This is a genomic window from Albimonas sp., assembly GCF_055129145.1.
The window spans coordinates 1-23,970 of the sequence record NZ_JBSRTQ010000059.1 but is presented as its reverse complement, the minus strand read 5'-3'; the positions used below and the strand labels follow the sequence as shown (position 1 = coordinate 23,970).

At 70.6% G+C, this 23,970-nt stretch carries 18 protein-coding genes; 11 read left to right on the top strand and 7 right to left on the bottom strand.

The features are described from left to right. The first annotated feature begins 272 nt into the window (after positions 1–272). From rpiA to ACTB72_RS11015, 6 genes are all read left to right on the top strand, one after another. The gene (gene rpiA / locus ACTB72_RS11040) at positions 273–1,013 is read left to right on the top strand and encodes a ribose-5-phosphate isomerase RpiA (RefSeq protein ID WP_463037048.1); all 741 of its coding nucleotides are present in this window, start codon (positions 273–275) and stop codon (positions 1,011–1,013) included. Between the two features lie 225 nt (positions 1,014–1,238). Beyond that, on the top strand, positions 1,239–2,630 hold the full coding sequence (gene gor, locus ACTB72_RS11035; RefSeq protein WP_463037047.1) for a glutathione-disulfide reductase: 1,392 nt from the start codon (positions 1,239–1,241) through the stop codon (positions 2,628–2,630). A 72-nt stretch (positions 2,631–2,702) separates the two neighbouring features. Further along, the gene (gene hflK / locus ACTB72_RS11030; protein WP_463037046.1) at positions 2,703–3,893 is read left to right on the top strand and encodes an FtsH protease activity modulator HflK; all 1,191 of its coding nucleotides are present in this window, start codon (positions 2,703–2,705) and stop codon (positions 3,891–3,893) included. After that, on the top strand, positions 3,893–4,783 hold the full coding sequence (gene hflC / locus ACTB72_RS11025; protein ID WP_463037045.1) for a protease modulator HflC: 891 nt from the start codon (positions 3,893–3,895) through the stop codon (positions 4,781–4,783). The genes hflK and hflC overlap by 1 nt, the downstream gene beginning before the upstream one ends. Before the next feature lie 15 nt (positions 4,784–4,798). Further along, positions 4,799–4,981 carry a DUF2065 domain-containing protein gene (locus ACTB72_RS11020; RefSeq protein ID WP_463037044.1) on the top strand — a complete coding sequence of 61 codons (183 nt, stop codon included), beginning with the start codon at positions 4,799–4,801 and terminating at the stop codon, positions 4,979–4,981. Positions 4,982–5,274: 293 nt separating this feature from the next. Continuing rightward, the gene (locus tag ACTB72_RS11015; protein ID WP_463037043.1) at positions 5,275–6,819 is read left to right on the top strand and encodes a DegQ family serine endoprotease; all 1,545 of its coding nucleotides are present in this window, start codon (positions 5,275–5,277) and stop codon (positions 6,817–6,819) included. 169 nt (positions 6,820–6,988) lie between these two features. On the opposite strand, the gene ACTB72_RS11010 is transcribed toward ACTB72_RS11015, so the two are convergent. Further along, positions 6,989–7,582, bottom strand: coding sequence for a TetR/AcrR family transcriptional regulator (locus tag ACTB72_RS11010; protein WP_463037042.1), 594 nt, complete (start codon positions 7,580–7,582; stop codon positions 6,989–6,991). A gap of 79 nt (positions 7,583–7,661) precedes the next feature. Here ACTB72_RS11010 and ACTB72_RS11005 point away from each other — a divergent pair, with 79 nt between their 5' ends. Next, positions 7,662–8,312 (top strand): glutathione S-transferase family protein, encoded by a 651-nt coding sequence (locus ACTB72_RS11005; RefSeq protein ID WP_463037041.1) that lies wholly within the window; start codon positions 7,662–7,664, stop codon positions 8,310–8,312. Here the strand turns inward: ACTB72_RS11005 and ACTB72_RS11000 are convergent. The 5 genes from ACTB72_RS11000 to ACTB72_RS10980 all read right to left on the bottom strand — a co-directional run bounded on the left by ACTB72_RS11000 (position 8,309) and on the right by ACTB72_RS10980 (position 13,226). After that, entirely contained in the window at positions 8,309–8,776 is a 468-nt protein-coding gene (locus ACTB72_RS11000) for a hypothetical protein (RefSeq protein WP_463037040.1), read from the bottom strand. The two genes, ACTB72_RS11005 and ACTB72_RS11000, sit on opposite strands and share 4 nt — an antisense overlap. Positions 8,777–8,802: 26 nt before the next feature. Then, entirely contained in the window at positions 8,803–10,149 is a 1,347-nt protein-coding gene (gene accC, locus ACTB72_RS10995) for an acetyl-CoA carboxylase biotin carboxylase subunit (RefSeq protein WP_463037039.1), read from the bottom strand. A gap of 39 nt (positions 10,150–10,188) precedes the next feature. Beyond that, a complete protein-coding gene (gene accB / locus ACTB72_RS10990) occupies positions 10,189–10,674 on the bottom strand; it encodes an acetyl-CoA carboxylase biotin carboxyl carrier protein (protein ID WP_463037038.1) in 486 nt (161 codons plus the stop codon). Positions 10,675–10,905: 231 nt separating this feature from the next. Beyond that, entirely contained in the window at positions 10,906–11,766 is an 861-nt protein-coding gene (locus ACTB72_RS10985; RefSeq protein ID WP_463037037.1) for a DsbA family protein, read from the bottom strand. Positions 11,767–11,831: 65 nt separating this feature from the next. After that, on the bottom strand, positions 11,832–13,226 hold the full coding sequence (locus ACTB72_RS10980; RefSeq protein ID WP_463037036.1) for a M48 family metalloprotease: 1,395 nt from the start codon (positions 13,224–13,226) through the stop codon (positions 11,832–11,834). A 282-nt stretch (positions 13,227–13,508) separates the two neighbouring features. Between ACTB72_RS10980 and ACTB72_RS10975 the strand changes: the two genes are divergently transcribed. Together ACTB72_RS10975 and ACTB72_RS10970 are read left to right on the top strand one after the other, a co-directional pair. After that, positions 13,509–14,657, top strand: coding sequence for a pyridoxal phosphate-dependent aminotransferase (locus tag ACTB72_RS10975; protein ID WP_463037035.1), 1,149 nt, complete (start codon positions 13,509–13,511; stop codon positions 14,655–14,657). 198 nt (positions 14,658–14,855) lie between these two features. Then, entirely contained in the window at positions 14,856–15,536 is a 681-nt protein-coding gene (locus tag ACTB72_RS10970) for a choice-of-anchor E domain-containing protein (protein WP_463037034.1), read from the top strand. Positions 15,537–15,907: 371 nt separating this feature from the next. Here ACTB72_RS10970 and ACTB72_RS10965 read toward each other — a convergent pair whose 3' ends face one another. Beyond that, complete coding sequence (locus tag ACTB72_RS10965; RefSeq protein WP_463037033.1) at positions 15,908–19,150, bottom strand: Rne/Rng family ribonuclease; 3,243 nt, start codon at positions 19,148–19,150, stop codon at positions 15,908–15,910. A 561-nt stretch (positions 19,151–19,711) separates the two neighbouring features. On the opposite strand from ACTB72_RS10965, the gene ACTB72_RS10960 reads away from it, so the two are divergent. Together ACTB72_RS10960 and ACTB72_RS10955 are read left to right on the top strand one after the other, a co-directional pair. Next, complete coding sequence (locus ACTB72_RS10960) at positions 19,712–21,040, top strand: N-acetylmuramoyl-L-alanine amidase (RefSeq protein WP_463037032.1); 1,329 nt, start codon at positions 19,712–19,714, stop codon at positions 21,038–21,040. A gap of 381 nt (positions 21,041–21,421) precedes the next feature. Beyond that, a partial coding sequence (locus tag ACTB72_RS10955) for a penicillin-binding protein 1A (protein ID WP_463037031.1) occupies positions 21,422–23,970 on the top strand: 2,549 nt, incomplete at its 3' end.

Genomic DNA, 23,970 nt, shown 5'->3' with positions numbered 1-23,970 from the left:
ATCGCGCCGCCTGCGCGGCGGGCGGCGGGGTTCGCGGGCCCTGCCTGTCAAGTTTGCGATGCCGCGTGACCATCTCTTGCATCCTTCTGAAGACCCCGCCGTCCGTCGCGGCCGCGCGCGGGCCCGGTCGCCCGCTCCGACGGTGGCCTCGCGACCCGAACCGTATTAAACGAAAGCCCGAGTCGGCCATGGGCCGCTCCCGTCCCGAGCCGGGCCGCGCTGTCGCGCCCCCGGACCGCGGCGGCGCGAGGCGCAAGGGAGGAGCCCCGGCCATGAGTCTCGATCGCAAGGAAATCGCCAAGCGCGCCGCCGCGAAGGCCGCCGTGGCCCTGGTGGAGGACGGCATGAAGCTGGGCCTCGGCACCGGGTCCACCGCCAAATGGTTCGTCGAACTGCTGGCCGAGCGCGCCAAGGCCGAGGGGCTGGACCTGGTCTGCGTGCCCACCAGCCTGCGCACCGCGCGCCAGGCCCAGGCCGCGGGGCTCAAGGTGGTGACGCTGGACGAGGCCGGCTGGCTCGACCTCACCGTCGACGGGGCGGACGAATTCGATCCCGATCTCAACCTGATCAAGGGCGGCGGCGGGGCGCTGCTGCAGGAGAAGATCGTGGCCACCGCCTCCGACCGGATGGTGGTGATCTCCGACGCCTCCAAGCAGGTCGAGCATCTGGGCGGTTTCCCGCTGCCGGTGGAGATCGCGACCTTCGGCTGGGAGACCACCAAGGCCATCGTCGAGGAGACGCTCGAGGACATGGACGTGGAGGGCAAGATCGCCACCCTGCGCATGGACAAGGACGAGCCCTACGTCACCGATAACGGCAATTTCATCATCGACTGCCACCTGCGCCGCATCGGCGACGCGGATGAGTTGGCGCTGTCGCTGAACATGATCCCGGGCGTGGTGGAGACGGGGCTTTTCGTCGACGTCGCCGACGCGGTGATCGTGGGTTACGAGGACGGCACCACCGAGATGCTGTCGATCGATGACGACGAGGACGAAGAAGAGGATGCGTGAACTTCCGCTCCGGCGCCCGTGATCGGGGGTCGGAACGGGGCGGAAAAGCGGCGGTCGGTGCGGGCGTTCTCGGCCGGGCGGGTTACAATCGGGGCCCCGCGCCCCAGATAGGACGGGGACCGGGTTCGTCGCGGCCATAATCGAAGCTGCGTCCGGTCGGGATCCGGCCGGACGGGCGGGGACGGCGCAGCAGGGGCGGCGGGACCTCGGACAGGGAGAAGGCGCATGACCTACGACTATGACCTTTTCGTGATCGGAGGGGGCTCCGGCGGGGTGCGGGCCGCGCGCATGGCGGCCCAGGGCGGCGCCCGGGTCGCGGCGGCGGAGGAGCATCGCTTCGGCGGCACCTGCGTGATCCGCGGCTGCGTGCCGAAGAAGCTGATGGTCTACGCGTCGGGCTTCTCCGAGGCGTTCGAGGACGCCGAGGGCTATGGCTGGACGGTGGGCGAGCGGTCCTTCGACTGGACCAGGTTCATGGCCGCCAAGGACGCCGAGATCGCCCGTCTGGAAGGCATCTACGCCCGCAACCTCGAGACGGCCGGCGTCGAGCTGCACCGCACCCGCGCCACGGTCACCGGCCCGCATTCGGTGCGGCTGGAGAACCACGGCCGCGAAGTCACGGCCAGGCACATCCTCATCGCCACCGGCGGCGCGCCTTTCGTGCCCGATTTCCCCGGGGCGCATCATGCCCTGACCTCGAACGATCTCTTCGAGATGCGCACCATGCCGGCGCGGGTCGCCATCGTGGGCGGCGGCTATATCGCCAGCGAATTCGCCTGCATTCTCAACGCGCTCGGCTGCGAGGTCACCCAGATCTACCGCGGCGCGCGCATCCTGCGCGGCTTCGACGGCGAGGTCGCGGCCTTCGTGCAGGACGAGATGATCGCCAAGGGCGTCGGCGTCCGGCTCGATACGGATGTCGCGGCGATCGAGCGAACCGACGACGGCTGTTTCGTCGCCGTGCTCGAACGCGGCGAGCGGCTGGAGACGGACGCGGTGATCTACGCCACCGGCCGCTGGCCCAACACCAAGGGGTTGGGACTGGAGACGGCGGGCGTCGAGCTCGGCCCCAAGGGCGAGGTGAAGGTGGATGCGTATTCGGCCACCTCCTGCCCCTCGATCCACGCGGTCGGCGACGTCACCGACCGGGTCGCGCTGACCCCGGTGGCGATCCGCGAGGGCGCGGCCTTCGTGCGCACCGTCTTCGACGGGGTTCCCACTGCGGCCGACCATGAACAGATCCCCACAGCGGTCTTCACCCAGCCCGAGATCGGGACTTGCGGGGAGAGCGAGGAGCAGGCCTCGTCCCGCGAGACGGTGGAGATCTACCGCACCGCCTTCCGCCCGATGCTGCACACGCTGTCGGGGCGGAACGAGCGGATGCTGATGAAGCTCGTGGTCGCCAAGGCCAGCCGCAAGGTGCTGGGCTGCCATATCGTCGGCCACGCGGCCGGCGAGATGATCCAGCTCGCCGGCGTGGCGCTGAGGATGGGCGCCACCAAGGAGGATTTCGACCGCACCGTCGCCGTGCATCCCACGGCGGCGGAAGAGCTGGTCACCCTGCGCGAGCCTGTCCGCACCGTCGGGCCCGCCGCCTCCATGGCCGCCGGCTCTTGACCGCGACGGCCTGACACGCACATTTCGACGGCGGTCTGCGCCGTTGGACTTTCCGGGAGGACGATCACACTCATGCCCTTCAGCAACAACTCCGGCGGCCCTTGGGGCAACGGGGGCAAGGACAAGAATTCGGGCTCGGGCGACCGCGGTCCCTGGGGCGGCGGCGGCAAAGGCGGCGGCGGCGGGGGCGGCGATCAGGGTCCGGACATGGACGAGCTTCTGCGCCAGGGTCGCGATCGGCTGAAGGTCATCTTCGGCGGCGGCGGATCCGGCGGTGGTCGCGGCGGCGGCGGCGGAGGCGGCTCCGGCCTGCCCGAGATCGGACGCGTCGGCTGGATCGTGGCTGGCCTCGCGGCAACCGCGGCCTGGCTCGCGGCCTCGCTCTACACGGTCGACAATTCCGAGCAGTCGGTCGAGCTGATGTTCGGCGAATTCTCGGCCATCGGCCAGCCCGGCCTGAACTTCGCCCCCTGGCCCGTGGTCACCCATGTGGTGCTGCCGGTCACCCGTGAAAACGTGATCAACATCGGCCAGAACGATGTCCGGTCCTCGGCCGGCTCGCGGCAGTCCGACATGGGGCTGATGCTGACCGGCGACGAGAACATCATCGACGTCGACTATCAGGTGGTGTGGAACATCGCGGATCCCGCGCGGTTCCTGTTCAACCTGGCCGAGCCCGAGGCGACGATCCGCGCGGTGTCGGAAGCGGCGATGCGCGAGGTGATCGGCCGGTCCGAGCTGTCGCCGATCCTCAACCGCGACCGCGCCGTGGTCAGCCAGGACGTGCAGGCGCTGATCCAGTCGACGCTGGAAGGCTACGAGTCGGGCGTGAACATCGTTCGGGTCAACTTCGACAAGGCCGATCCGCCGCGCGAGGTCATCGACGCCTTCCGCGACGTGCAGGCCGCCGGACAGGACCGCGTGCGGTCCGAGAGCACGGCCGAAGCCTACGCCAACCGGGCGCTGGCCGAAGCCCGCGGCCAGTCGGCCCAGCTGGTGCAGGAAGCGGAAGCCTACAACGCCCAGACCGTCAACGACGCGCAGGGCGAGGCGGCGCGCTTCCTGTCGATTCTGGCCGAATATCGCAACGCCGAGGACGTGACCCGCAAGCGCCTCTACATCGAGACGATGGAGAAGGTGCTGGGCGACGTCGACAAGATCATGATCGAGGACGGGGTCGGCGGAAACGGCGACGGATCAGGGGGCGGCGGGGTGCTGCCCTACCTGCCGCTCGATCAGCTTCGCAAGGGGGGGACTCAGTGATGCGGAAACTTCCGATTCTTCTGGTCGTCCTCGCGGTGGCGATCTTCGTGCTGATCAATTCGGTGTTCATCGTCGACGAACGTCAGCAGGCCCTCAAGCTCCAGTTCGGCCAGGTGGTCGGCGAGACCGAGGGCTACCGGCAGCCCGGGCTCTACTTCAAGATCCCGCTGGTGCAGAACGTGGTCTACTACGAAGACCGGATCCTGCCGCTGGAAGGCGGCGAGATGGAGGTGACGCCGATCGACGACCGCCGCCTGGTGGTCGACGCCTTCGCCCGCTGGCGGATCACCGATCCGGTCCGCTTCCGCCAGGCGGTGTCGAACGAGCTGGCCGCCCTGCCGCGGCTGGAACGGGTGCTGAACGCGAGCCTGCGCGAAGTGCTGGGCTCGGTCACCTCGGACGTCATCCTGTCGGACGAGCGGTCCTCGCTGATGATCCGCATCCGCGACACGGCGCGGGCGCAGACCCAGAACCTGGGCGTTCAGATCGTCGACGTGCGGCTGCGCCGGGTGGACCTGCCGCAGCAGAACCTGCAGGCCACCTTCCAGCGCATGCAGGCCGAGCGTGAGCGGGAAGCCGCCGACGAGCGGGCCCGCGGCGAGGAGGCGGCCCAGCGGATCCGGGCCAATGCCGACCGTCAGGCGATCGAGCTGGTTTCGCAGGCCCGCAAGGAAAGCGAGATCATCCGAGGCGGCGCCGACGCCCAGCGCAACAAGGTGTTCGCGGAGGCGTTCGGTCAGGACCAGGAGTTCTTCAGCTTCTACCGGAGCCTGAAGGCCTACGAGGTCTCGATGACCGGGTCGAACACGTCGATGGTGATCTCGCCGGACAGCGAGTTCTTCCGCTACTTCCTGCCCCAGTCGCCGGACGCCCCGGCGCCGCCCCGGTAAGGCGGGCGCGCGAAGATGCGCGACCTGCTGTTCGCCCTCGGCGCCATTCTGGCCGCCGAGGGCTTTTTGCTGGCCATCGCCCCCGACCGGATGGAGCGGCTGCTGGAGACCATGCGCGTGATGGGCTCGGAGCGTCTTCGCCTGGCGGGCCTCTTCGCCGCAGCCCTCGGCGTGGGGCTGCTGGCGCTGGCGCATTAGGGCGGCGCAGGTCTTGCGCCGCCGCCTCCCGCGCCCGCTTGCGGGGGGAGGACCCGGCGGAAAGCCGTCCCCGGCCGGCGCGCGACCGCCGCCGAATCGCCCTCCGCAGGAAGAAACTTCACCGCCGATCCCGACGTTGTGACGGCATATGGGCGCGCCAAGGTTGCGTCGTGGCGAATAAACCACATCTACGGCGCGGACCTGATCGACCGGCAGGCCCCCTCGCGCGACGCCCCGCCCATCCGGGCCCGACGCCGCATCCTGGCCGCCGGACAAGCTGGAGGACCGAACACTTGCAGATCCATCCCAACCCGGTGCGCCGGCGTCCCCTGACGGCGACGTTCGCCCTCGCCACCGTCGCCGCCGGCGCGCTGCTCGCCTTTCAACCCGCCCCCGCGGCCAATGCGCAGCAGAGCGCGACGCCGCCCTCGACCGGCCAGCAGCTGAGCGGGCCGCAGCCCGCCGGCGCGCCCGCGAGCTTCGCGGACCTCGCCGAGCGGCTGAGCCCGGCGGTGGTCAACATCTCCACCACCTCCAAGGTGGCCAAGCCCGACCGGCCCCTCGGCCCGAACCTGCCCGAGAACTCGCCGTTCCGGGAGCTCTTCCCCGAGCTCTTCGGCGAGAACGGTCCCGGCGGCGGCGGCGGAGCGCCTGCGCGTCCGCGCGGCTCGCTCGGCTCCGGCTTCGTGATCTCGGCCGACGGCTACATCGTCACCAACAACCACGTCATCGACGGCGCGGACGAGATCAAGGCCAACTTCTCCGACGGCCGCTCGCTGACCGCCACGCTGATCGGCACCGACCCCAAGACCGACGTGGCGCTGCTGAAGGTCGAGCCCGACCACCCGCTCGATCATGTGAATTTCGGCGACAGCGACCATGCCCGCGTCGGCGACTGGGTGCTGGCCATCGGCAACCCGTTCGGCCTCGGCGGCTCGGTCTCGGCCGGCATCATCTCGGCGCGCAACCGCGACATCAACGCCGGGCCCTATGACGACTTCCTGCAGACCGACGCCGCCATCAACCGCGGCAACTCGGGCGGGCCGCTCTTCGACATGAGCGGACAGGTGGTGGGCGTGAACACCGCGATCATCTCGCCGTCGGGCGGGTCGATCGGCATCGGCTTCTCGATCCCGTCGGCCATCGTGAAGAACGTGGTCGACCAGCTGCAGGAGTTCGGGTCCACCAAGCGCGGCTGGCTGGGCGTGTCGATCCAGGAGGTTACGCCCGACATCGCCGAAGGCCTCGGGCTCGACAAGGCCTCGGGCGCGCTGATCTCCTCGGTGATCGAGGACGGGCCGGCCCAGAAGAGCGGCCTGCAGAACGGCGACGTGATCCTGCAGTTCGACGGGCGCGAGGTCGAGGCGATGCGCGATCTGCCCCGCATGGTGGCCGAGACCAAGGCCGGCAAGAGCGTGCCGGTGCAGGTCTGGCGCAAGGGCGACATCGAGACGGTCGACGTGACGCTCGGCCTGCTGGAGGAGGACGCGCCGGTGGTGAACGCCTCCGCCGACGCGCCTGCCGCCGCCGAGGCCCAGGCGACCGAAGCGCTCGGCATGACCCTGAAGGCGATCGACCCGCAGGGCCGCGCCGAATTCAGCCTCGGCGACGAGGTCGAGGGCGTGCTGGTCGAGAGCGTCGACGCCGCCGGTCCGGCCGCCGACAAGGGCCTGCGCCCGGGCGACGTGATCGTCGAAGTGGCGCAGGAGGCGGTGTCCAGCCCCGAAGAGGTCAAGACGCGGGTCGAGAAGGCCGGCGAGCAGGGCCGCAAGTCGGTGCTGTTGCTGGTGTCGTCGCGCGGCGAGCTGCGCTTCATCGCGGTCAGCCTCGAGCCGTGACGTTGCGATCGGCGGGGCCGTCCGGCCCCTCCGCATCGGACCCGCGCCGCCCCCGGAAACCCGGGGGCGGCGTTTTTCATGGGGGGCATCGCCCGGGAGGGCGGGGGTGTGCCGTGGGCACGATCCGGATGTGATGGAGGGGCGACCGGATGCCCCTGAGACAGCCGTCTCAGGGCCGGGCGCAGAGGGCGCGGGCGAGGGTGAGCAGGTCTTCATGCATCGCGGTCTCGACCTCGGGACCGGCCTCGCCCCGGGCCAGCGCCCGCAGGATCATCCCCAACAACGCGTCGCGCAGGATCGCCGCGTGACGCTCCGGGGCGGCGGAGCCGGCGGCGGCGAGGGCGAGGCGGGGGCCCGTGCGCCAGGTCTCCAGCCAGGCTTCGGCCAGCGCCCGGCGTGCGGGGGCGCGGGCGGCGGCGAGCAGGGCCTCGTAGCAGGCGAGGTGCAGGTCGGGATTCTGGGCGAGCTCGCGCGAATAGTGGGCGGCCACCGCGGCGGCCCAGCGGGGCAGGTCGAGCGGCGCGTCGCCGAGCGCCGCTTCGAAGCGGGCGACGCGCGCCGTCTCCTGCGCGACCGCATGGGCGAGGGCCGCATCGACCAGCGCCTCGCGTTTTCCGAAGCGGTGGGTGACGGCGCCGAGCGACATGCCCGCCTCCGCCGCCACCGCGCGATGAGTGAGCCCGTCGAGCCCCGTCCGGCCGATCACCCGGAGGGCCGCGTCGAGCAGGTGGTTGGGCCCGCGCGGGCGCGCCTCAGCCGGCATGTTGACGTTTGGCGCCCCCGCGCTTATCTGAGCAGAACAAATGTTCTGTCCGTGGATCCCGCAGAAAGGCGACCCCGCCATGCCCCTCTACCGGCTGCATTATTTCCCCGAATCCGGCAACAGCTACAAGCTTGCCCTGATGCTGGCGCTGTGCGGCCAGGACTTCGAGCCGATCTGGACCGACTTCGCCGCCGGCGTCACCCGCACGCCGGAATGGCGCGCGCAGGTGAATGCGATGGGCGAGATCCCGGTGCTGGAGGAGGACGGAACCCGCCTGACCCAGACCGCCCCGATCCTGTTGCGGCTGGCCGAGCGCCACGGGCTCTACGCCGGCCAAACCGAGGCCGAGCGGTTCGAGGTGCTGCGCTGGCTCTTCTGGGACAATCACAAGCTGACCGGATACATGGCACCCTACCGCTACCTGCGGGCCTTCACGCCCGCCCCCGATCCTCACGATCTGGCCTTCCTGCGCAAGCGGTTGCGGGACTGCCTCGCGATCCTCGACACGCATATGCGGGCCAACGCCTTCGCCATCGGCGACCGGGCGACGGTCGCCGACATCTCGATGTCCGGCTACCTGACGTTCGGGGCGGAGGAGCATGGCTTCGATTTCGCGACGACCCATCCGGGGATCGCGGCGTGGCTCGGGCGGGTCTCGAAGTTGGCGGGCTGGCGCCCGCCCTACGAGCTGCTGCCGGGCAGGCGCATGAACCTGCTGGCCGGGGCCTAGCGGGGGCCGTCGGGAAGGAGATCGTCCTCCCAACCCATGGGGTCCGGATCCTCGGTCATCATGTTGCGGATCCAGGCGCGGTTCTCATGGGCGATGACGTGGGTCTCCCACACGCAGGCCATGAGCGGGCGGTGGTCCTGCGCGACGAAGCGGGTCTCGCCCCGCGGCGCCCGGGCGAGCTTGCGGCAGAGGATGTCGGCATGCGCCCACCAGCAGGTCAGCAGCCAGGTCGCGTCTTCGCCCTCATGCACGATCACGTAGCCGAAGTTCTCGGACCCGCCCTCGGCCGCGGCCGCCAGCGCCAGCGTCTCCGCGGCCTCGGACTGGGCCACGTGGAGAAGGCCGGAGCCCGGCGGCGCCGCGCCGTCGAGCCGGATGGCGTAGGGCTTCAGCACGAAGCCCGCCGGCCGCCATACCGGCAGCGCCTGGAAAAGACGCGGTCGGTAGGGGGCGAGGCGGGCCATGGGCGTCGGTCCTTGGGAGAAGAGGGTCAGGCCTTGTGGCCGGCCAGCCAGTGTTCCAGCCAGTGGATGTCGTAGGTCCCCGCCTGGATGTCCGGGTCGCGGGTCAGCGCGTCGAAGAGCGGCAGCGTGGTGTCGATGCCGTCGACGATCATCTCCGACAACGCGCGGCGCAGACGGGCGATGGCGGTGGGCCGATCCTCCGCATGCACGATCAGCTTGCCGATCAGACTGTCGTAATAGGGCGGGATCCGATAGCCGCGATAGATCGCGCTGTCCATCCGCACGCCAAGCCCGCCGGGGGCGTGGAAGGCGGTGATCTCGCCGGGGCAGGGGGAGAAGTCGGGCAGACGCTCGGCGTTCAGGCGGCACTCGATGGCATGGCCTTCGGGGCGAAGGGTCGCCTGGTCGAATTCCATCTCGAGGCCGGCGGCGACGCGGATCTGCTCCTTGACCAGATCTACGCGCCAGACGGCTTCGGTCACCGGATGCTCGACCTGAAGGCGCGTGTTCATCTCAATGAAGTAGAACTCGCCGTTCTCCCACAGGAATTCGATGGTCCCGGCGCCGCGATAGTTGATCTTGGCGACCGCCTCGGCGCAGGTGGCGCCGATCCGGGCGCGATCCGCGGCGCCGAGCACCGGAGAGGGGCACTCTTCGAATACTTTCTGGTGGCGGCGCTGCAACGAGCAGTCGCGCTCCCCCAGATGCACCGCGCGGCCCTTGCCGTCTCCAAAAACCTGGATCTCGATATGCCGGGGGGCGCCGAGATACTTTTCAAGATAGACCGCGTCGTCGCCGAAGGCGGCGCGGGCTTCGGAGCGGGCGGCAGAGAAGGCGGTGGGCAGTTCGGCGGCGGTGCGCGCCACCTTCATGCCGCGGCCGCCGCCGCCCGCGCTCGCCTTCACCAGCACCGGAAAGCCGATCCCGGCCGCCACCGCCAGCGCCTCTTCAGCCGAGGTCACGGCGCCGTCGGAGCCGGGCACGCAGGGCACGCCGAGCGCCTTCATGGTGTCCTTGGCGGCGATCTTGTCGCCCATCACCCGGATATGTGCGGCGGTCGGACCGATGAAGGTCAGGCCGTGATCCTCGACGATCTGCACGAAATTCGCGTTCTCGGAGAGGAACCCGTAGCCGGGATGGATCGCTTCGGCCCCGGTGATCTCGCAGGCGGAGATCAGGGCCGGAATGTTGAGATAGGATTGCGCGGCGGCCGGCGGGCCGATGCACACGCTTTCGTCCGCCATGCGGACATGCATGGCGTCGGCGTCGGCGGTGGAATGCACCGCGACGGTGGCGATGCCCATTTCGCGGCACGCGCGATGAATTCGGAGCGCGATTTCGCCGCGATTGGCGATCAGGACCTTGTTGAACATCAGATTATCCCCAGACCCGTCTTTGACAGACCCGTCGGGTCACTCGATGATCATCATGGGCGCGCCGTATTCGACCGGCGAGCCGTCTTCGACGAGGATGCGCTTCACCGTCCCCGCCCGTGGGCTGGGGATCTGGTTCATGGTCTTCATGGCCTCGATGATCAGCAGGGTCTGACCTTCGGAGACCTGGTCGCCGACCTTCACGAAGGAGGGCTGACCGGGTTCGGCCTGCAGGTAGACGGTGCCGACCATGGGCGAGGCCACGGCGCCGGGATGACGCGCGAGCGCGTCGGCGGCGTCGCCGGCATCGACTTCGATCGCCGGGGCGGCGGCCGGCGCGGGGCCGGCGGCGTAGGTCACGGGCGCGGGGACCGGGGCGGCCATCAGCTGACGGGTCACCCGGACGCGAAGCTGGTCATCCTCGCCATATTCGCGCGCGACTTCGATTTCGGTCAGCTCCGTCTCTCGCAGCAGCTCGGCGAGCTGGCGGATGAAGGCGATGTCGGCGTCGTGATGCTTGGTCATTCGGGGTCGCTGCTCTTGCGAGGCCTGACGGTCGCGGCCGTTCTGACGGCGCGGGGCCCCCGGGTGCGTCATCGCGGCGTTTACACGGGTGCGGGGGGCGTTGCCAAGGGGCGTATCGCGCAGCGGCGGTCATGGACCGGCGGCGAGGGCCGCCGGATGGCCTGCGCCGCCGCCCGCCGGCGCCTCGGCCCAGGTCCCGGCAGGGGCGCGCGCCCGCCGGGAAAGCCCGGTTCAGCCCTTGCGTTCGCGGGTGTCGGTCACGGTTTCGCGCAGGCGATCCAGCGGGACGTAGCCGCGCACGATGGTGTCGCCGATCACGAATGTGGGGGTGCCCTCGATCTTGAGCACCTTGGCGAGCGAATAGGTCGCCTCGATGGCCCGGCCGATGTCGGGATCCTCAGCGTCCTGCTTGAGCTGGGCGATGTCGAGCCCGGCCTCGCCGGCCAGCGCCCACACGTCCTCGTCCGACAGCGCGCCCTTGTGGCCCATCAGCGCGTCGTTGAACGCCATGTAGCGCTTGCCGCCGTCCTGCATGCGCGAGGCGAGCGCCGCGCGCGCCGCGGTCATCGACGTCGGGCCGAGGATCGGGAACTCCTTGACCACGTAGCGCAGGCCCGGGTCGGTCTCGACCAGCTTGCGCACGTCGTCATGGGCTTTCTTGCAGTAGCCGCAGTTGTAATCGAGGAACTCGACCACGGTCACGTCGCCGTCCGGGTTGCCGGCGACGTGGGAGTAGCCGTCCTGGAAGATCGCGGGGGCGTTGCGGGCCACGAGGTCGCGGCCCTGGGAGTCGGCGGCGTCGCGGCGTCGGTCCTCGAGGACCTGGATCGCCTCCATGATCACCTCGGGGTTCTCCAGCAGATAGGCGCGGACCTCGGCGCGCAGGGCGGCGCGGTCCTCGGGCGCCATCGTGGAGACGCCGGAGAGCGGCTGCGCCGGCGCGGGCGTCGGCGTGGCCATCACGGCGAAGGCGGCGAGAGCGAGGGAGGCCAGGGCGCGGGAGGCCAGGACGAGGGTGGGCAGAGCGAGGGCGGGGAGCAGCGCGCGGGCGAAGGCGCGGAGCGGGCGGCTGACGGTCATGGGCGCGGTCATCGGCGTCGGGTCTCCGTCGGGAAGGGGGCGCGGGGCGCGCCGGTTGGGGCGGCGGAAGGGCGGGGTCATCTGTACGCCGCCTCCACGCTCGCCACGATGTCGTCGGCGCGCAGCCATTCGGGGCTGCCGTTGGGCAGCAGGCCCTTGGCGCGCTCGGCCATGCGGCGCGCGTCGCGGCCCTGGCCGGTGATTGCGAGACGCTCGGCGGTGACCAAAGCGGCGCGGCCCTCCTGCCCGGTGCGGGCGTAGGCGTAGGCCAGATCGCGCAGCAGGCCGGGATCGCCGCCATCGGATTCGCGCGCGCCCCGTTCCAGCGCCGCCAGCGCCTCGCGGTCGCTCTCGGGCGTGCCGATGGACAGGAGCGCCCGGCCGAGCCCGCCGAGGATCAGCGGCTGGTCCGGGGCCAGCGCCACCGCCTTGCGATAGGGCGCGACCGCCTGCTGCCCGCGGCCGCTTTCCAAGAGGATCTGGCCCTTGAGCTCTTCGTAATAGGGATCGTTCGGGCGGATGGTCAGCAGACGGTTCGCCTCCTCGATCGCCCGGTCCGGGTCGGGCGCGCGGTGCAGCGCCACGGCGCGCTTCAGCGTGGTCAGTTCGGAATGGTCGTCCGCATCGAGCCGCGAGAGGGTGGTGGAGGGCGCGTCGATGAACGCCTCCAGCTTCGCCTTCATCCGGTCGGTCCAGTAGATCAGGTCCTTCTGCGGCCCCTTGCCCAGATAGGGCGACTCCGCGGCCCGACGCTCCATCGCCGACAGCCGGTCTGCGGAGACCGGGTGGGTCAGCGTGTAGGGGTCGCGGTAGCGGTCCGAGAACACCTCCTGCCCTCGGAACGTCTCCAGCACCGCGAGTATGCCGGTGGGGTCGACGCCCGCGCGCTCCAGATAGGTGAGCCCGGCCTGGTCGGCGGACGCCTCCTCCGAGCGGCTGTAGGCGAGGAAGGCGCGCTGCACCGCGCTCTGCCCCCCCATCGCCAACCCGACGCCCATTCCCGCGCCGCCCGACGACCCCGCGGCCCCCGCGGCGGCGGCGGCCGCGATGCCGAGGATCATCGCGGCGATGGCGGGGCCCTGCAGGTTGCCGGCCGCGATCTCGCGCCGGGCGAGGTGGCCGCCGGTGATATGGCCGGTCTCGTGCGCCATGATCCCGCGCAGCGCGTCGGGGCTGGAGAATTTGCGCAGCATGCCGGTGGAGAACACCATGTTGCGCCCGGCGAAGACGAAGGCGTTGGGGTCCGGTTGATCGAGGATCATGATGTTGACGCTGTCGGGATCGATCCCGGCGGCGCGGAACACCGGCTCCGACAGGCGGTCGAGCACGCCCTCGATCTCGGCGTCGCGCACGAAGCCTGCGGCGGCGGCGGGCAGGGGCATCGCCAGGGCGGCGAGCAGCGCCAGCGCGCGGGGGCCCTGGCGAAGGGCGGCGCGGCGGACGGGGGCGATGGCGTTTCTCAGCAAGGTCACGACGGGGTTCCGGCTCAGCTCTCGCAGGGCGCGGCGCGGGGCCGCGGAATAGGGCGCTCAGGACGCGCGCGCCGTCGCTGGCGGCCCGGGGCCGACAAGGCGGGGACCGGGCGGTTCCGGCGCAACCTGCTCGCCGGGCGGCTCCGGCGCAAGGTCGACCGACGCAGCCGGCGGCGCGGCGACGCCCCGCGCCCTGGACCGGACCGCGCGCCCGCGTCGGCTTGACCCGTCGCCGCCCAGCCCCGAGGCTCGGCCTCCTCACCCCGATAGGAGCCGGAACCGATGAAAACTTCAAGGCGAAGCGCCGTCGATCCTTTCATCGTGATGGACGTGATGGAGGCTGCGCGCGAGGCCGAGGCCGCGGGCCGCGACATCGTCCACATGGAGGTCGGCCAGCCCGCTTCCGGCGCCCCGGCCCGCGCGCTGGAGGCCGCCGCCCGCGCCCTTCAGGACGGCCCGCTCGGCTACACCGTGGCCCTCGGCCTGCCGGCGCTGCGCGAGGGCATCGCCGATCTCTATCGCCGCCGGCACGGGCTGAGCATCGATCCGCGCCGGGTGGTGGTGACCGCCGGATCCTCGGGCGCCTTCACCCTGGCCTTTCTCGCGGCGCTGGAGGCGGGCGAACGGATGGCGCTCGGCGATCCGAGCTACCCGTCCTATCGCAACATCCTCAAGGCGCTCGGCGTCGAGACGGTGCGGATCGAGACCGGGGAGGCCGACCGCTGGCAGCCTTCGGTCGCGGCGTTGAACGACCCCGCGCTGCCGGACTGGCAGGCGCTTCTGGTCGCCTCGCCGGCCAACCCGACCGGGGCGATGCTCGACCGGGCGCGCCTGGCGGAGCTCTCGGCGGCCTGCCGGGCGCGGGGGGCGTGGCTGATTTCCGACGAGATCTATCACGGGCTGACCTACGCGGCGCCGGCGGCGTCGGCGCTGGAGGTCGACGATGAATGCATCGTGATCAATTCCTTCTCGAAGTACTGGTCGATGACCGGCTGGCGCATCGGCTGGATGATCGTGCCCGAACACATTCTGCGCACAGTTGAGCGTCTTGCTCAAAATCTGTTCATCTGCCCGCCCCATATCGCCCAGGTCGCTGCGCTCGCGGCGCTCGGCGCGGAGGACGAATGCGAGGCCAATCGTATGCGATTCTCGCGGAACCGGGAGCTGCTGATGAACGCGCTGCCGGAGGCCGGGTTCGACCGGCTCGCGCCGCCGGACGGGGCCTTCTATCTTTACGCAGATGTCGCGCATTTGACTGATGACAGCCGCGTCTTCTGTTCGAAGATGATGGCTGAAGCGGGTGTCGCAGCCACGCCGGGAATCGACTTCGACCCGATGAGAGGTGGAAGAACCGTCAGGTTCAGCTTCGCGAGATCTGAACCCGAGATGCTGGAAGGGGCGCGGAGACTTCGAACCTGGATGCGCGGATAGGCCGGCGACGCCCGTATTTGGCTGGCCGTTCGGGGCAAAAATTAGTTGCCGCAATATGAATGAGGGTGTTCCAAATGAGGTGAAGCTAAGGTATAGCGAACATGAACGAGATGGACGGGGTGACTCGGGTTCGCCGGTTGTCCGCCTAGGCGGAACTCTGAAATCTCGGTTGGGGAAACGAGAATTAGGAGACTTGGGATGAATAAGTTTGCGCTCGGCGCTGCTGCTGCACTGGGTATGTTCGCAGTCAGCGCGCAGGCCGCCACGTTCAACGCCGTCGGCGTTTCGAGCGGTGCGGTCAGCGGCGATGGATCGGTCACGGTTTCGATCGCGGAGTTCGACCCGGCGTGGGGAACGCTGGACAGCGTGTCGTTCCTGGTGTTCTCGGCGACGTCTTCGGCCTCGATCATCATCACCAACAACGGTGGGACGACCGAGATCTCCGAGGTCAAGCTGAACAGCTCGCTGACCATCACTGATCCCGATGACGTCATCGCGTCGTTCTTCCCGGTGGCCCAGCCGTACACCAAGGCGTCCTCGACCGGGGACATCGAACTGGGCGCTGGCGACAGCAGCGGTTCGCTGCCGCTCTCGACGTCGACGAGCAACGGTGTGGACTTCGTCGCCACCCCGCAGTCGCTCGCCAACTTCATCGGCACGGATACGTTCGACATCAGCTTCATGTTCGACACCGGGTTCGAGACCGAAACCGGTTCGAACTTCACCGTTGCGGGCAACTCGCTGAGCAACGCCTCCGTGACGGTGCAGTACACCTACACCGCCGCGCCGCCGCCGGCGGTGCCGCTGCCGGCCGCCCTGCCGCTGCTCGGCGGTGGTCTGGCGCTGATGGGCTTCGTGGCGCGTCGTCGCCGCGCCTGATCCTTCTCGGCACGCATGTTGAAATCGGGCGGCCCATCGGGCCGCCCTTTTTCGTTAGGGTTCCGTGCAAGCCTGCATCGCGACGGGCCGGGCGCGGAGGGGAATGGCCGGAACCCGGGCTGCGGCGCGCCATGCGGGAGGCGGCTGAGGAGGATGGTCCAGGCCTGCCGCTTTCGGGCCTGACGCATGGCCGGGCACGGGCGGCGGCCGGGCGCGCCGAGGTTTTGACACGCCAGGCGCAAGCAGCCCGAGAGGGGGCGGAGCCGCCAGCCTGGTTCCGGCAGCAGAAGCGGACGCGAGCGCATCGGCATGAAAAAAGCCCCGGACATCGTCCGGGGCTTTTTCGTCTTGGGTGCGAGACGCCGGTCGGATCAGCGGTTGAACGCCCACCAGCCGCGCTTCTTGGGACGATCATCGTCCTCGGCGGCGGGCTCCGGCGCCGTCTCGACCATGGCCTCGACGGGCTCGGGCCTGGCCTCCAGCGCCGGTTCCGGCGTGGGTCCTGCGGGCGCCTCGGCAACCGCCACGGGCTCGGGCTCGACGACCTGGGGTGCGGGCTCGGGCGCCTCCTCAGGCGCTTCGGCCGTCAGCTCGGCAGCCGCCGCCTCGATCACCTCGGGCTCGGGCCGGGCTTCCGGCTCCGGGGCCTCGGCCGCAGGCTCGACGTCGGGCTCGGCATCCGCCGCTTCGACGGGCGCTTCGGCCTCGTCGCCGCGGGGTTTGCGGCGGCGACGGGTGCGACGGGGCGCGGGGATCGCGGCGTCGACCTCGGGCTGAGCCGCCTCCGGCTCCGCCGCCTTCGGCTCGGTTTCGGCCTCGGCTTCCGGAGCGTCGCCCGCATCCGCATCGGTCGTCTGCCGAGCGTCGTCGCCCTCCGCCTCGTCGTCCTTGCCGCCGCGCCGCCGGCGACGACCGCCGCGACGACCGCGACGCCGGCGCGAGGCGTCGTCCTCGTCCTCAGGCGTTTCCTCGGCCGCGCGGGCCCTGGGCGCAGGGGCCGGCTCGACCGCCGCTTCGGGCTCGGGCGCTGAGGGGGCCTCGACCAGTTCGGCCTCTTCGACCTGATCGTATTCCTCGAGATCCGGCGGCGCGACCGAGAGCGCGGTGACCGCGGCCACCTGCACCGGGCGCCGGGTCTGGGTCTTCACCTTCTCGATGTGGAACTCCGGCGAGAACAGCGCCGGATCGGGCTGCACCCGCACCACCACGCCGTATTGCGCCTCGATCTGGGTCAGGTGTTCGCGCTTGTCGTTGAGCAGGTAGGCCGCGGCGCCCATGGGCGCGTGCACCAGAAGCTCCGGCGCGCGGGCGCGGGACGCCTCGCCCTCCAGCTGGCGCAGGATGGTGAGGGCCAGCGAGGAATCCGCCCGCACGATCCCGGTGCCGTGGCAATGGGCGCAGGGCGAGGTCGTCGCCTCCAGCACGCCCGGACGCAGGCGCTGGCGCGACATCTCCATGAGCCCGAAGGCCGAGATGCGGCCGACCTGGATCCGCGCCCGGTCGATCTTCAGCTTCTCCTTCATCCGCTTCTCGACGGCCCGGTTGTTGCGCGGGTCCTCCATGTCGATGAAGTCGATGACGATCAGGCCGGCGAGGTCGCGCAGGCGCAGCTGGCGGGCGATCTCGTCCGCCGCCTCCAGGTTGGTCTTCAGGGCGGTGTCCTCGATGGACCCCTCCTTGGTCGACTTGCCGGAGTTGATGTCGATGGCCACCAGCGCCTCGGTGATGCCGACGACGATGTAGCCGCCCGACTTCAGCTGGACCACGGGGTGGATGAGCGCGCTCAGCTCCGCCTCGACGCCATGCTTGGCGAAGAGCGGCGCGCCGGCTTCATGCAGCACGACGTTGCGGACGTGGCCGGGCATCAGCATGCCCATGTAGTCGCGCGCCTCGCGCCAGCCCTCTTCGCCGGCGACCACGATCTGGTCGATGCCGGTGGCGTAGAGGTCGCGGATCACGCGCTTGATGAGGCTGCCTTCCTCGTAGATCAGGCTCGGCGCGACCGACTGCAGGGTGATGGAGCGGACCTGCTCCCACTGACGCAGAAGGTATTCGTAGTCGCGCTCGATCTCCGCCCGGGTGCGCTTGGCGCCGGCGGTGCGGATGATCAGGCCCATGCCCTTGGGCACCTCGAACTCGGAGGCGATGTCCTTGAGCTTCTTGCGATCCGCCGCGTTGGTGATCTTGCGGGAGATGCCGCCGCCGCGCGCGGTGTTGGGCATCAGCACGCAATAGCGGCCGGCGAGGCTGAGATAGGTGGTGAGCGCGGCGCCCTTGTTGCCCCGCTCTTCCTTCACGACCTGGACCAGAAGGATCTGCCGGACCTTGATCACTTCCTGGATCTTGTAGCGGCGCTGGAAGATCCGACGGGCCGAGATCTCGGCCATTTCGGCGTCGTCGTCGTCGTCGCGGCCGGCGGATTCGGCGGCGGGCGCCGGGGCGTCGTCGTCATCGTCATTGCGGCTCGAGCGCGAGCGGGAGGCGCGGCGGGGCTGTTCGGCCTCGGCCTCGGGTTCGGCTTCGCCCTCGTCGCCGCGGGTGCGGCCCCGGCGGGAGCGACGCGAGCGGCCGCCGCGGCGGGAGCGGCGGCGGCGGCGGTCGCCGTCCTCGTCGCTTTCCTCGCCATCGGCGTTGTCGTCGGACTCGTCGTCCGAGCCTTCGTCATCGCCGGTCGTGGCGGCGGCGTCTTCGGGCGATTTCGCGGCGATCTCGGCCGTCGCTTCCAAGGTCGCCTCGGGGGCGGTTTCTTCAGTGACTTCGGTCACGGTTTCGGTCGACGTCTCTGCGGCGGGCTCGACCGGGGCGTCCTCGGTCACGGTCGTCGCGACCGGCTCGGCCGGGGTCTCGGGCTCGGCGACCGGCGCGGGCTCGGAAGCGGCGGAGGCGTCCTCCTCCTCCGGCTTGCGCTCGGGGGCGTAGTCCTCTTCGATCCGGTCGTCGTCGCCGGTCCCGGCGCTTTCGGCGATGGAACTCGGCGGCTTCGCGTTCGGGTCGACCTCTTCGATATCGGGATCGGACGCCTCGGGCGCGGACGACTCGGAAGCCTCCGGCGCGGCGACCACTTCGGGCTCGGCTTCGGCCTTGGGGGCTTCAGGCTCGGGCTGCGCGTCGTCGGACGACGTGTCGTCGTCGGATTCGTCCGTGTCGTCGTCTCCGCCGATGGAATCGACCTTCATCGACTCGTCGTCGCCGATCAGGTCGTCATCGTCGTCCTCATCCTGGTCGCCGGCGTCCTGATCATCCTCGACCTCTTCGACGGCGCGGCGCGCGGTGCGGCCCTTGCGACGGCCGCGGCCGCCGTCCTCGGACGCCGCGCGCTTGCGCGCTTCGGCTTCCTCCTCGGCCATCAGCGCTTCGCGGTCGGCGCGGGGGATCTGGTAATAGTCGGGGTGGATTTCCGAAAAGGCGAGAAATCCGTGCCGGTTGCCACCGTACTCGACGAACGCGGCCTGGAGCGACGGCTCCACGCGCGTCACTTTCGCGAGATAGATGTTGCCGGCGATCTGCTTCTTGGAGATCGACTCGAAATCGAAGTCGTCTACCTTGTTTCCGTCGGCGACGACGACCCGGGTTTCTTCCGGGTGGGTCGCGTCGATGAGCATCTTCTTGGCCATGGTCTCCTGACCCGGCGCGCCGCCTCCCGTGCCGCCCGACCCGGCGGGGCAGGCGAGTGGAGACGTGCGTCGGCTGATACTGGGGCGAATGGCGCCTCGGTCCGGGCGCGCGGAAGGGCCGGCGCGTCGGCGCGGTCTCCTTCGTCGCTGATCCGGATATGGGCGCGCATCGCGGGCTGATCTCCTGGTCGGTCCGGCGAAAGGCGCCGGCCGGCCGCAGTCGGGGAGGGGCGAGGACCTTTGAGCCTGACCCCGATCTCGGCGCCGCGCCGGGGGACCTGACCGCTTCACGCCCGGGCCTCGGCCCTTTACGCTGCAAGTCATCGTCCCAAACATCCGGGGCGTCGTCCGAAAAACTTTCGGTTCGTCGCTGCGCCGTGGCCCGTGCGCGCAGGGCGCGACCCGGACATGCAGCAGCCTTGACACTATAGCCGTCGCCGCGGCCTGTTGACAATCGCTAAGACAGATCGTTTTCAGGGACGCGCACCGCCGACTTGCAGGCCGGAAAAGCGCTTCGGAACAAGGGGATGGTTAATGGGGCGTCGGGGCGGTCGGGAACGGTTGCGTCCAATCCGCGGCATTCGCCGCGCTTCCTGCGCGCTGCTGCTGGCCGCCGTCGCCGCAGGGGGCGCCCTCGCGGCGACGCCCGACGCCCTCGCCCCCGACGCCGCGGTGGAGGCGGCGGCCGAAGCGCTGGCGCTGGCCGGAGAAGCGCGGCTGATCGGCATGCGCCATGCGGAGGGGCGCACAAGGCTCGCGCTGTCGCTGCCCGGGCCGGGACCGTGGCGGATCTTCACGCTCGACAACCCGCCGCGGCTGATCGTGGACGTGGCGGCGGGCGGCTGGATCGGCCCGCGTCCCGCGCCGCCCCCGGGCGGCCTGATCGCGGGTCTGCGCGCGGGGATGGCGGAGGCCGGACGGGCGCGCCTGTCGCTGGATCTCGCGGGTCCTGCGCGGCTGGAGGAGGCGGCGATGACCCGGCTGCCTGGCGGCGGTGCGCGACTGCGGGTGATCCTCGCGCCCGAAACGCCGGAAACATTCGCGCGAACCGCGGGTTGGCCTCCGGGCGCGCGCGCTTCGGGCGGGCGGTCCGGCGTCGCCGCCGACCTGCGCGGGGCGCCCGATCCGCGCGCGGATCCGCGGCCGCTGGTCATGGTCGACGCCGGCCATGGCGGTTTCGACCCCGGCGCCATTCGCGGCGAGGCGGTGGAGAAGGTCCTGGCCCTGGCCTTCGCGCGCGACCTTGCGCAGGCCCTGCAGGACACCGGGTTGTGGCGGGCGGAGCTGACCCGCAACGACGACCGCTATCTGGGCCTCGACGAACGGGTGACGCTGGCCGAGGCCGCGGGCGCTTCGGCCTTCATCTCGATCCACGCCAACACGGTGGCGCGGGGCGAGGCGCTGGGGGCGTCGGTGTTCTCCCTCGCCTCGCGCGCCACCGACGAAGAGACCGGCGCGCTGGCGAGCTCCGAGAACCAGGCCGATCTGCGCGGGCCGGAGGGGCACGAGACCGACCCGGTCGCCCCCTCGGGGCCGGGCGACGACATCGCGGCGATCATCGAGGCCATCGGGCGCGGCCCCGCGACGCTCGCCTCGCGCAGCCTCGCCGATGCGCTGGCCGACACGCTGGGCGTGGTCACGCCGATGCTGCGCGGCCGGGCCCATGCGCAGGCGCGGTTCCGGGTGCTGCGCTCGACCCGGATGGCGTCGAGCCTGGTGGAACTGGGGTTCCTGTCGAATCCCGACGACCTCGCGCGGATGAGCGACCCGTCCTGGCGGCGGATCGCGGCGCGGGCGCTGGCGGAGGGGCTGGAGACCTGGCGTGCGGAGGAGGCGGCGCGGCCTTACGCCTCCCCCCCCGAGGCGGCGCGGATCAGCGCCGGGGATTGATCCGAGAGGGCCCGGCGAGACCGGATCGCGCGGTCCGGGGCAGGGCGGTGCGCCGCCGACGGCGCCCGGATCGAGGCCGCGCACGATCGCGCCAACTCGATGTCAAAGGCGCCGTTCCGCCTTATAGAGGCCCTGTCCGCGCCCTCCGGTTCGCATTATGTAGGCGCATTGAACCGCACGCGACGCTCGCCCGCCGCGCCGCGGAGCGTTGGACGACCCTCGAGACATGAAACTCGAGCGACGAAACTCGAGACGGCCCTGGGCCGGAGACGATCCGGGACCGACTGCGGGACCGACAAGGCAAGCGGCCGCGACGCGGCCATCGGCGCGATCACGGTCAAGGTCGCCGACGAGATCATCGACACGGAGCGAACGTACGGCATGATTCGATTTCTCGCCTGGGTGTTCAGCATCGCGTCCATCGGCGCGATCTTCGGGATGGGCGTCATGGCGGGGCTGTTCTGGCTCTATGGCCGCGATCTGCCCGACTATGACGCGCTGAAACGCTACCAGCCGGCGACGATCTCGCGCGTCTACGACCGCGACGGCGCGATCATGGCCGAATATCTGACCGAGCGGCGGGTCTTCGCCCCGATCGACGAGATCCCCGACCTGGTGAAGAACGCCTTCATCGCCGCCGAGGACCGCAATTTCTACGAGCATAACGGCTTCGACGCGCTCGGCATCCTCGGCGCCATGGCCGACTATGCCCGCGGCGGACGGTTGCGCGGGGCCTCGACCATCACCCAGCAGGTGATGAAGAACTTCCTGCTGACCAGCGAGCGCAGCTTCGAGCGCAAGTTCAAGGAGATCATCCTGGCCACCCGCCTCGAGCAGGTGCTGACCAAGGACCAGATCCTCGAGCTTTACCTCAACGAGATCTATCTGGGCGCGCGGGCCTATGGCGTGGCCGCGGCCGCCGACAACTATTTCGGCAAGCCGCTGGAGCATCTGACTCCGGCCGAGGCCGCCTATCTGGCGGCGCTGCCGAAAGCGCCCTCCAACCTTCACCCCGTGCACGACCATGACGACGCCGTGAACCGGCGCGGCTACGTGCTGGGCCAGATGCTGCGCGCGGGCTTCATCACCCAGGCCGAGCATGACGAAGCGGTGGCCGAGCCGCTGGCGACGCGGCTCGACGATTCGATCGAGCCCGAGCTGCCGCCGGTGCCGCCGCGGGATTATTTCTCCGAGGAGGTCCGCCGCCAGCTGGTCGGTCAGTTCGGCCAGAAGGCGGTCGAGGGCGGCGGCCTGACCATCCGCGCCACGCTCGACCCCGAGCTGCAGCGCGCCGCCGCCGACGCCCTGCGCAAGCGGCTGGTGGAATGGGACCGCGAGCGGCAGGGCTGGCGCGGGCCGCTGGCGAAGATCGAGCCTGAAAAGCTGGACACCGAAGCGCATTGGCGCGCGGCGCTGGCCGCCACACGCGCCCCCAACGACATTCCCGGCTGGCGCCCCGCCGTGGTGCTGGAGGTGGGCGCGACCACAGCGCGCATCGGCGTCGAGGGCGTGCCCGAGGGCGCCGACGGCCACGTCATCGGGGTCAAGGACGCCGGCTGGGCCAAGCCGGAACTGGAGCGCGGCGGCGTCGGCCCCGCCCCGCGCAAGCCCGCCGACATCTTCGCCGTCGGCGACGTGATCATGGTCGCGGGCGAAACCGACAAGGGCGCGGAGATCAAGGACGTGCCCGGCGACGCGCTGGCCGAGGCCGGGCTCGACCACTGGTCGCTGCGTCAGATCCCCGAGTTGGAAGGCGCCTTCATGGCGATGGATCCGACCACCGGCCGGGTGCTGGCCATGCAGGGCGGCTTCAGCTTCGAGACCTCGGTGTTCAACCGCGCCACCCAGGCCAGGCGCCAGCCGGGCTCGGCCTTCAAGCCCTTCGTCTACGCGGCGGCGCTCGACAACGGCTACACGCCCTCGACCGTGATCCTCGACGCCCCGATCTCCATCGATACCGGTTCGGCGGAGCTTTGGCGGCCGACCAATTCCTCCAACCGGTTCTACGGGCCGTCGCCGATGCGGGTCGGCATCGAGCAGTCCCGCAACGTGATGACCGTCCGCCTCGCGCAGGATGTGGGCATGGACCTGGTGGCGGAATACGCCGAGCGCTTCGGGGTCTACGCCAACATGCCCCATCATCTCAGCTATGCGCTGGGGGCGGGCGAGACGACGCTTTACCAGATGGTCGGGGCCTACGCGATGTTCGCCAATGGCGGCTGGCGGGTCAGCCCGACGCTGGTCGACCGCGTGCAGGACCGCCGCGGCGAAACCATCTTCCGCCAGGACAGCCGCCTCTGCCCCGAATGCCGCGAGGCCTGGCGGGCGGGGGAGCTGGAGCCGGTGCTGCAGCCGAACTCTCGCCTGATCATGGATCCGGTGACGGCCTATCAGCTGACCTCGATGATGCGCGGCGTGGTCGAGCGGGGGACGGCGACGCAGCTGCAGAGCCTCGGCATGCCGCTCGCCGGCAAGACCGGCACCACCAACGAGGCCAAGGACGTCTGGTTCATCGGCTTCACCCCCAACATGGTGGCGGGCTGCTTCATCGGCTACGACAGCCCGCGCCCGATGGGCCGGGGGGCCTTCGGCGGCACGCTCTGCGCGCCGGTGTTCGAGGACTTCATGAAGATCGCCATGAAGGACCGCCCGCATCTGGACTTCCCGTTCCCGCCGGGCGCGGTGATGGCCAAGATCGACCGGTCCACCGGGCGGCGGCTGCCGGACGACGCCTCGGGCGCCGGGGTGGCGCTGGAGGCGTTCCGGGTCGGCGAGGCGCCCGAGATCGGCCAGTATTCGGGCGGCGGCGTGATCGAGGGCCAGTTCGGGCAGATCGCCGGCGGCGACCTGCCGATGCGGATCGAGCCGGACGAGAACGCATCCGGCCAGCCGGCGCCCGGCGGCGGGACCGGCGCCCCGGCCGGCGCGGC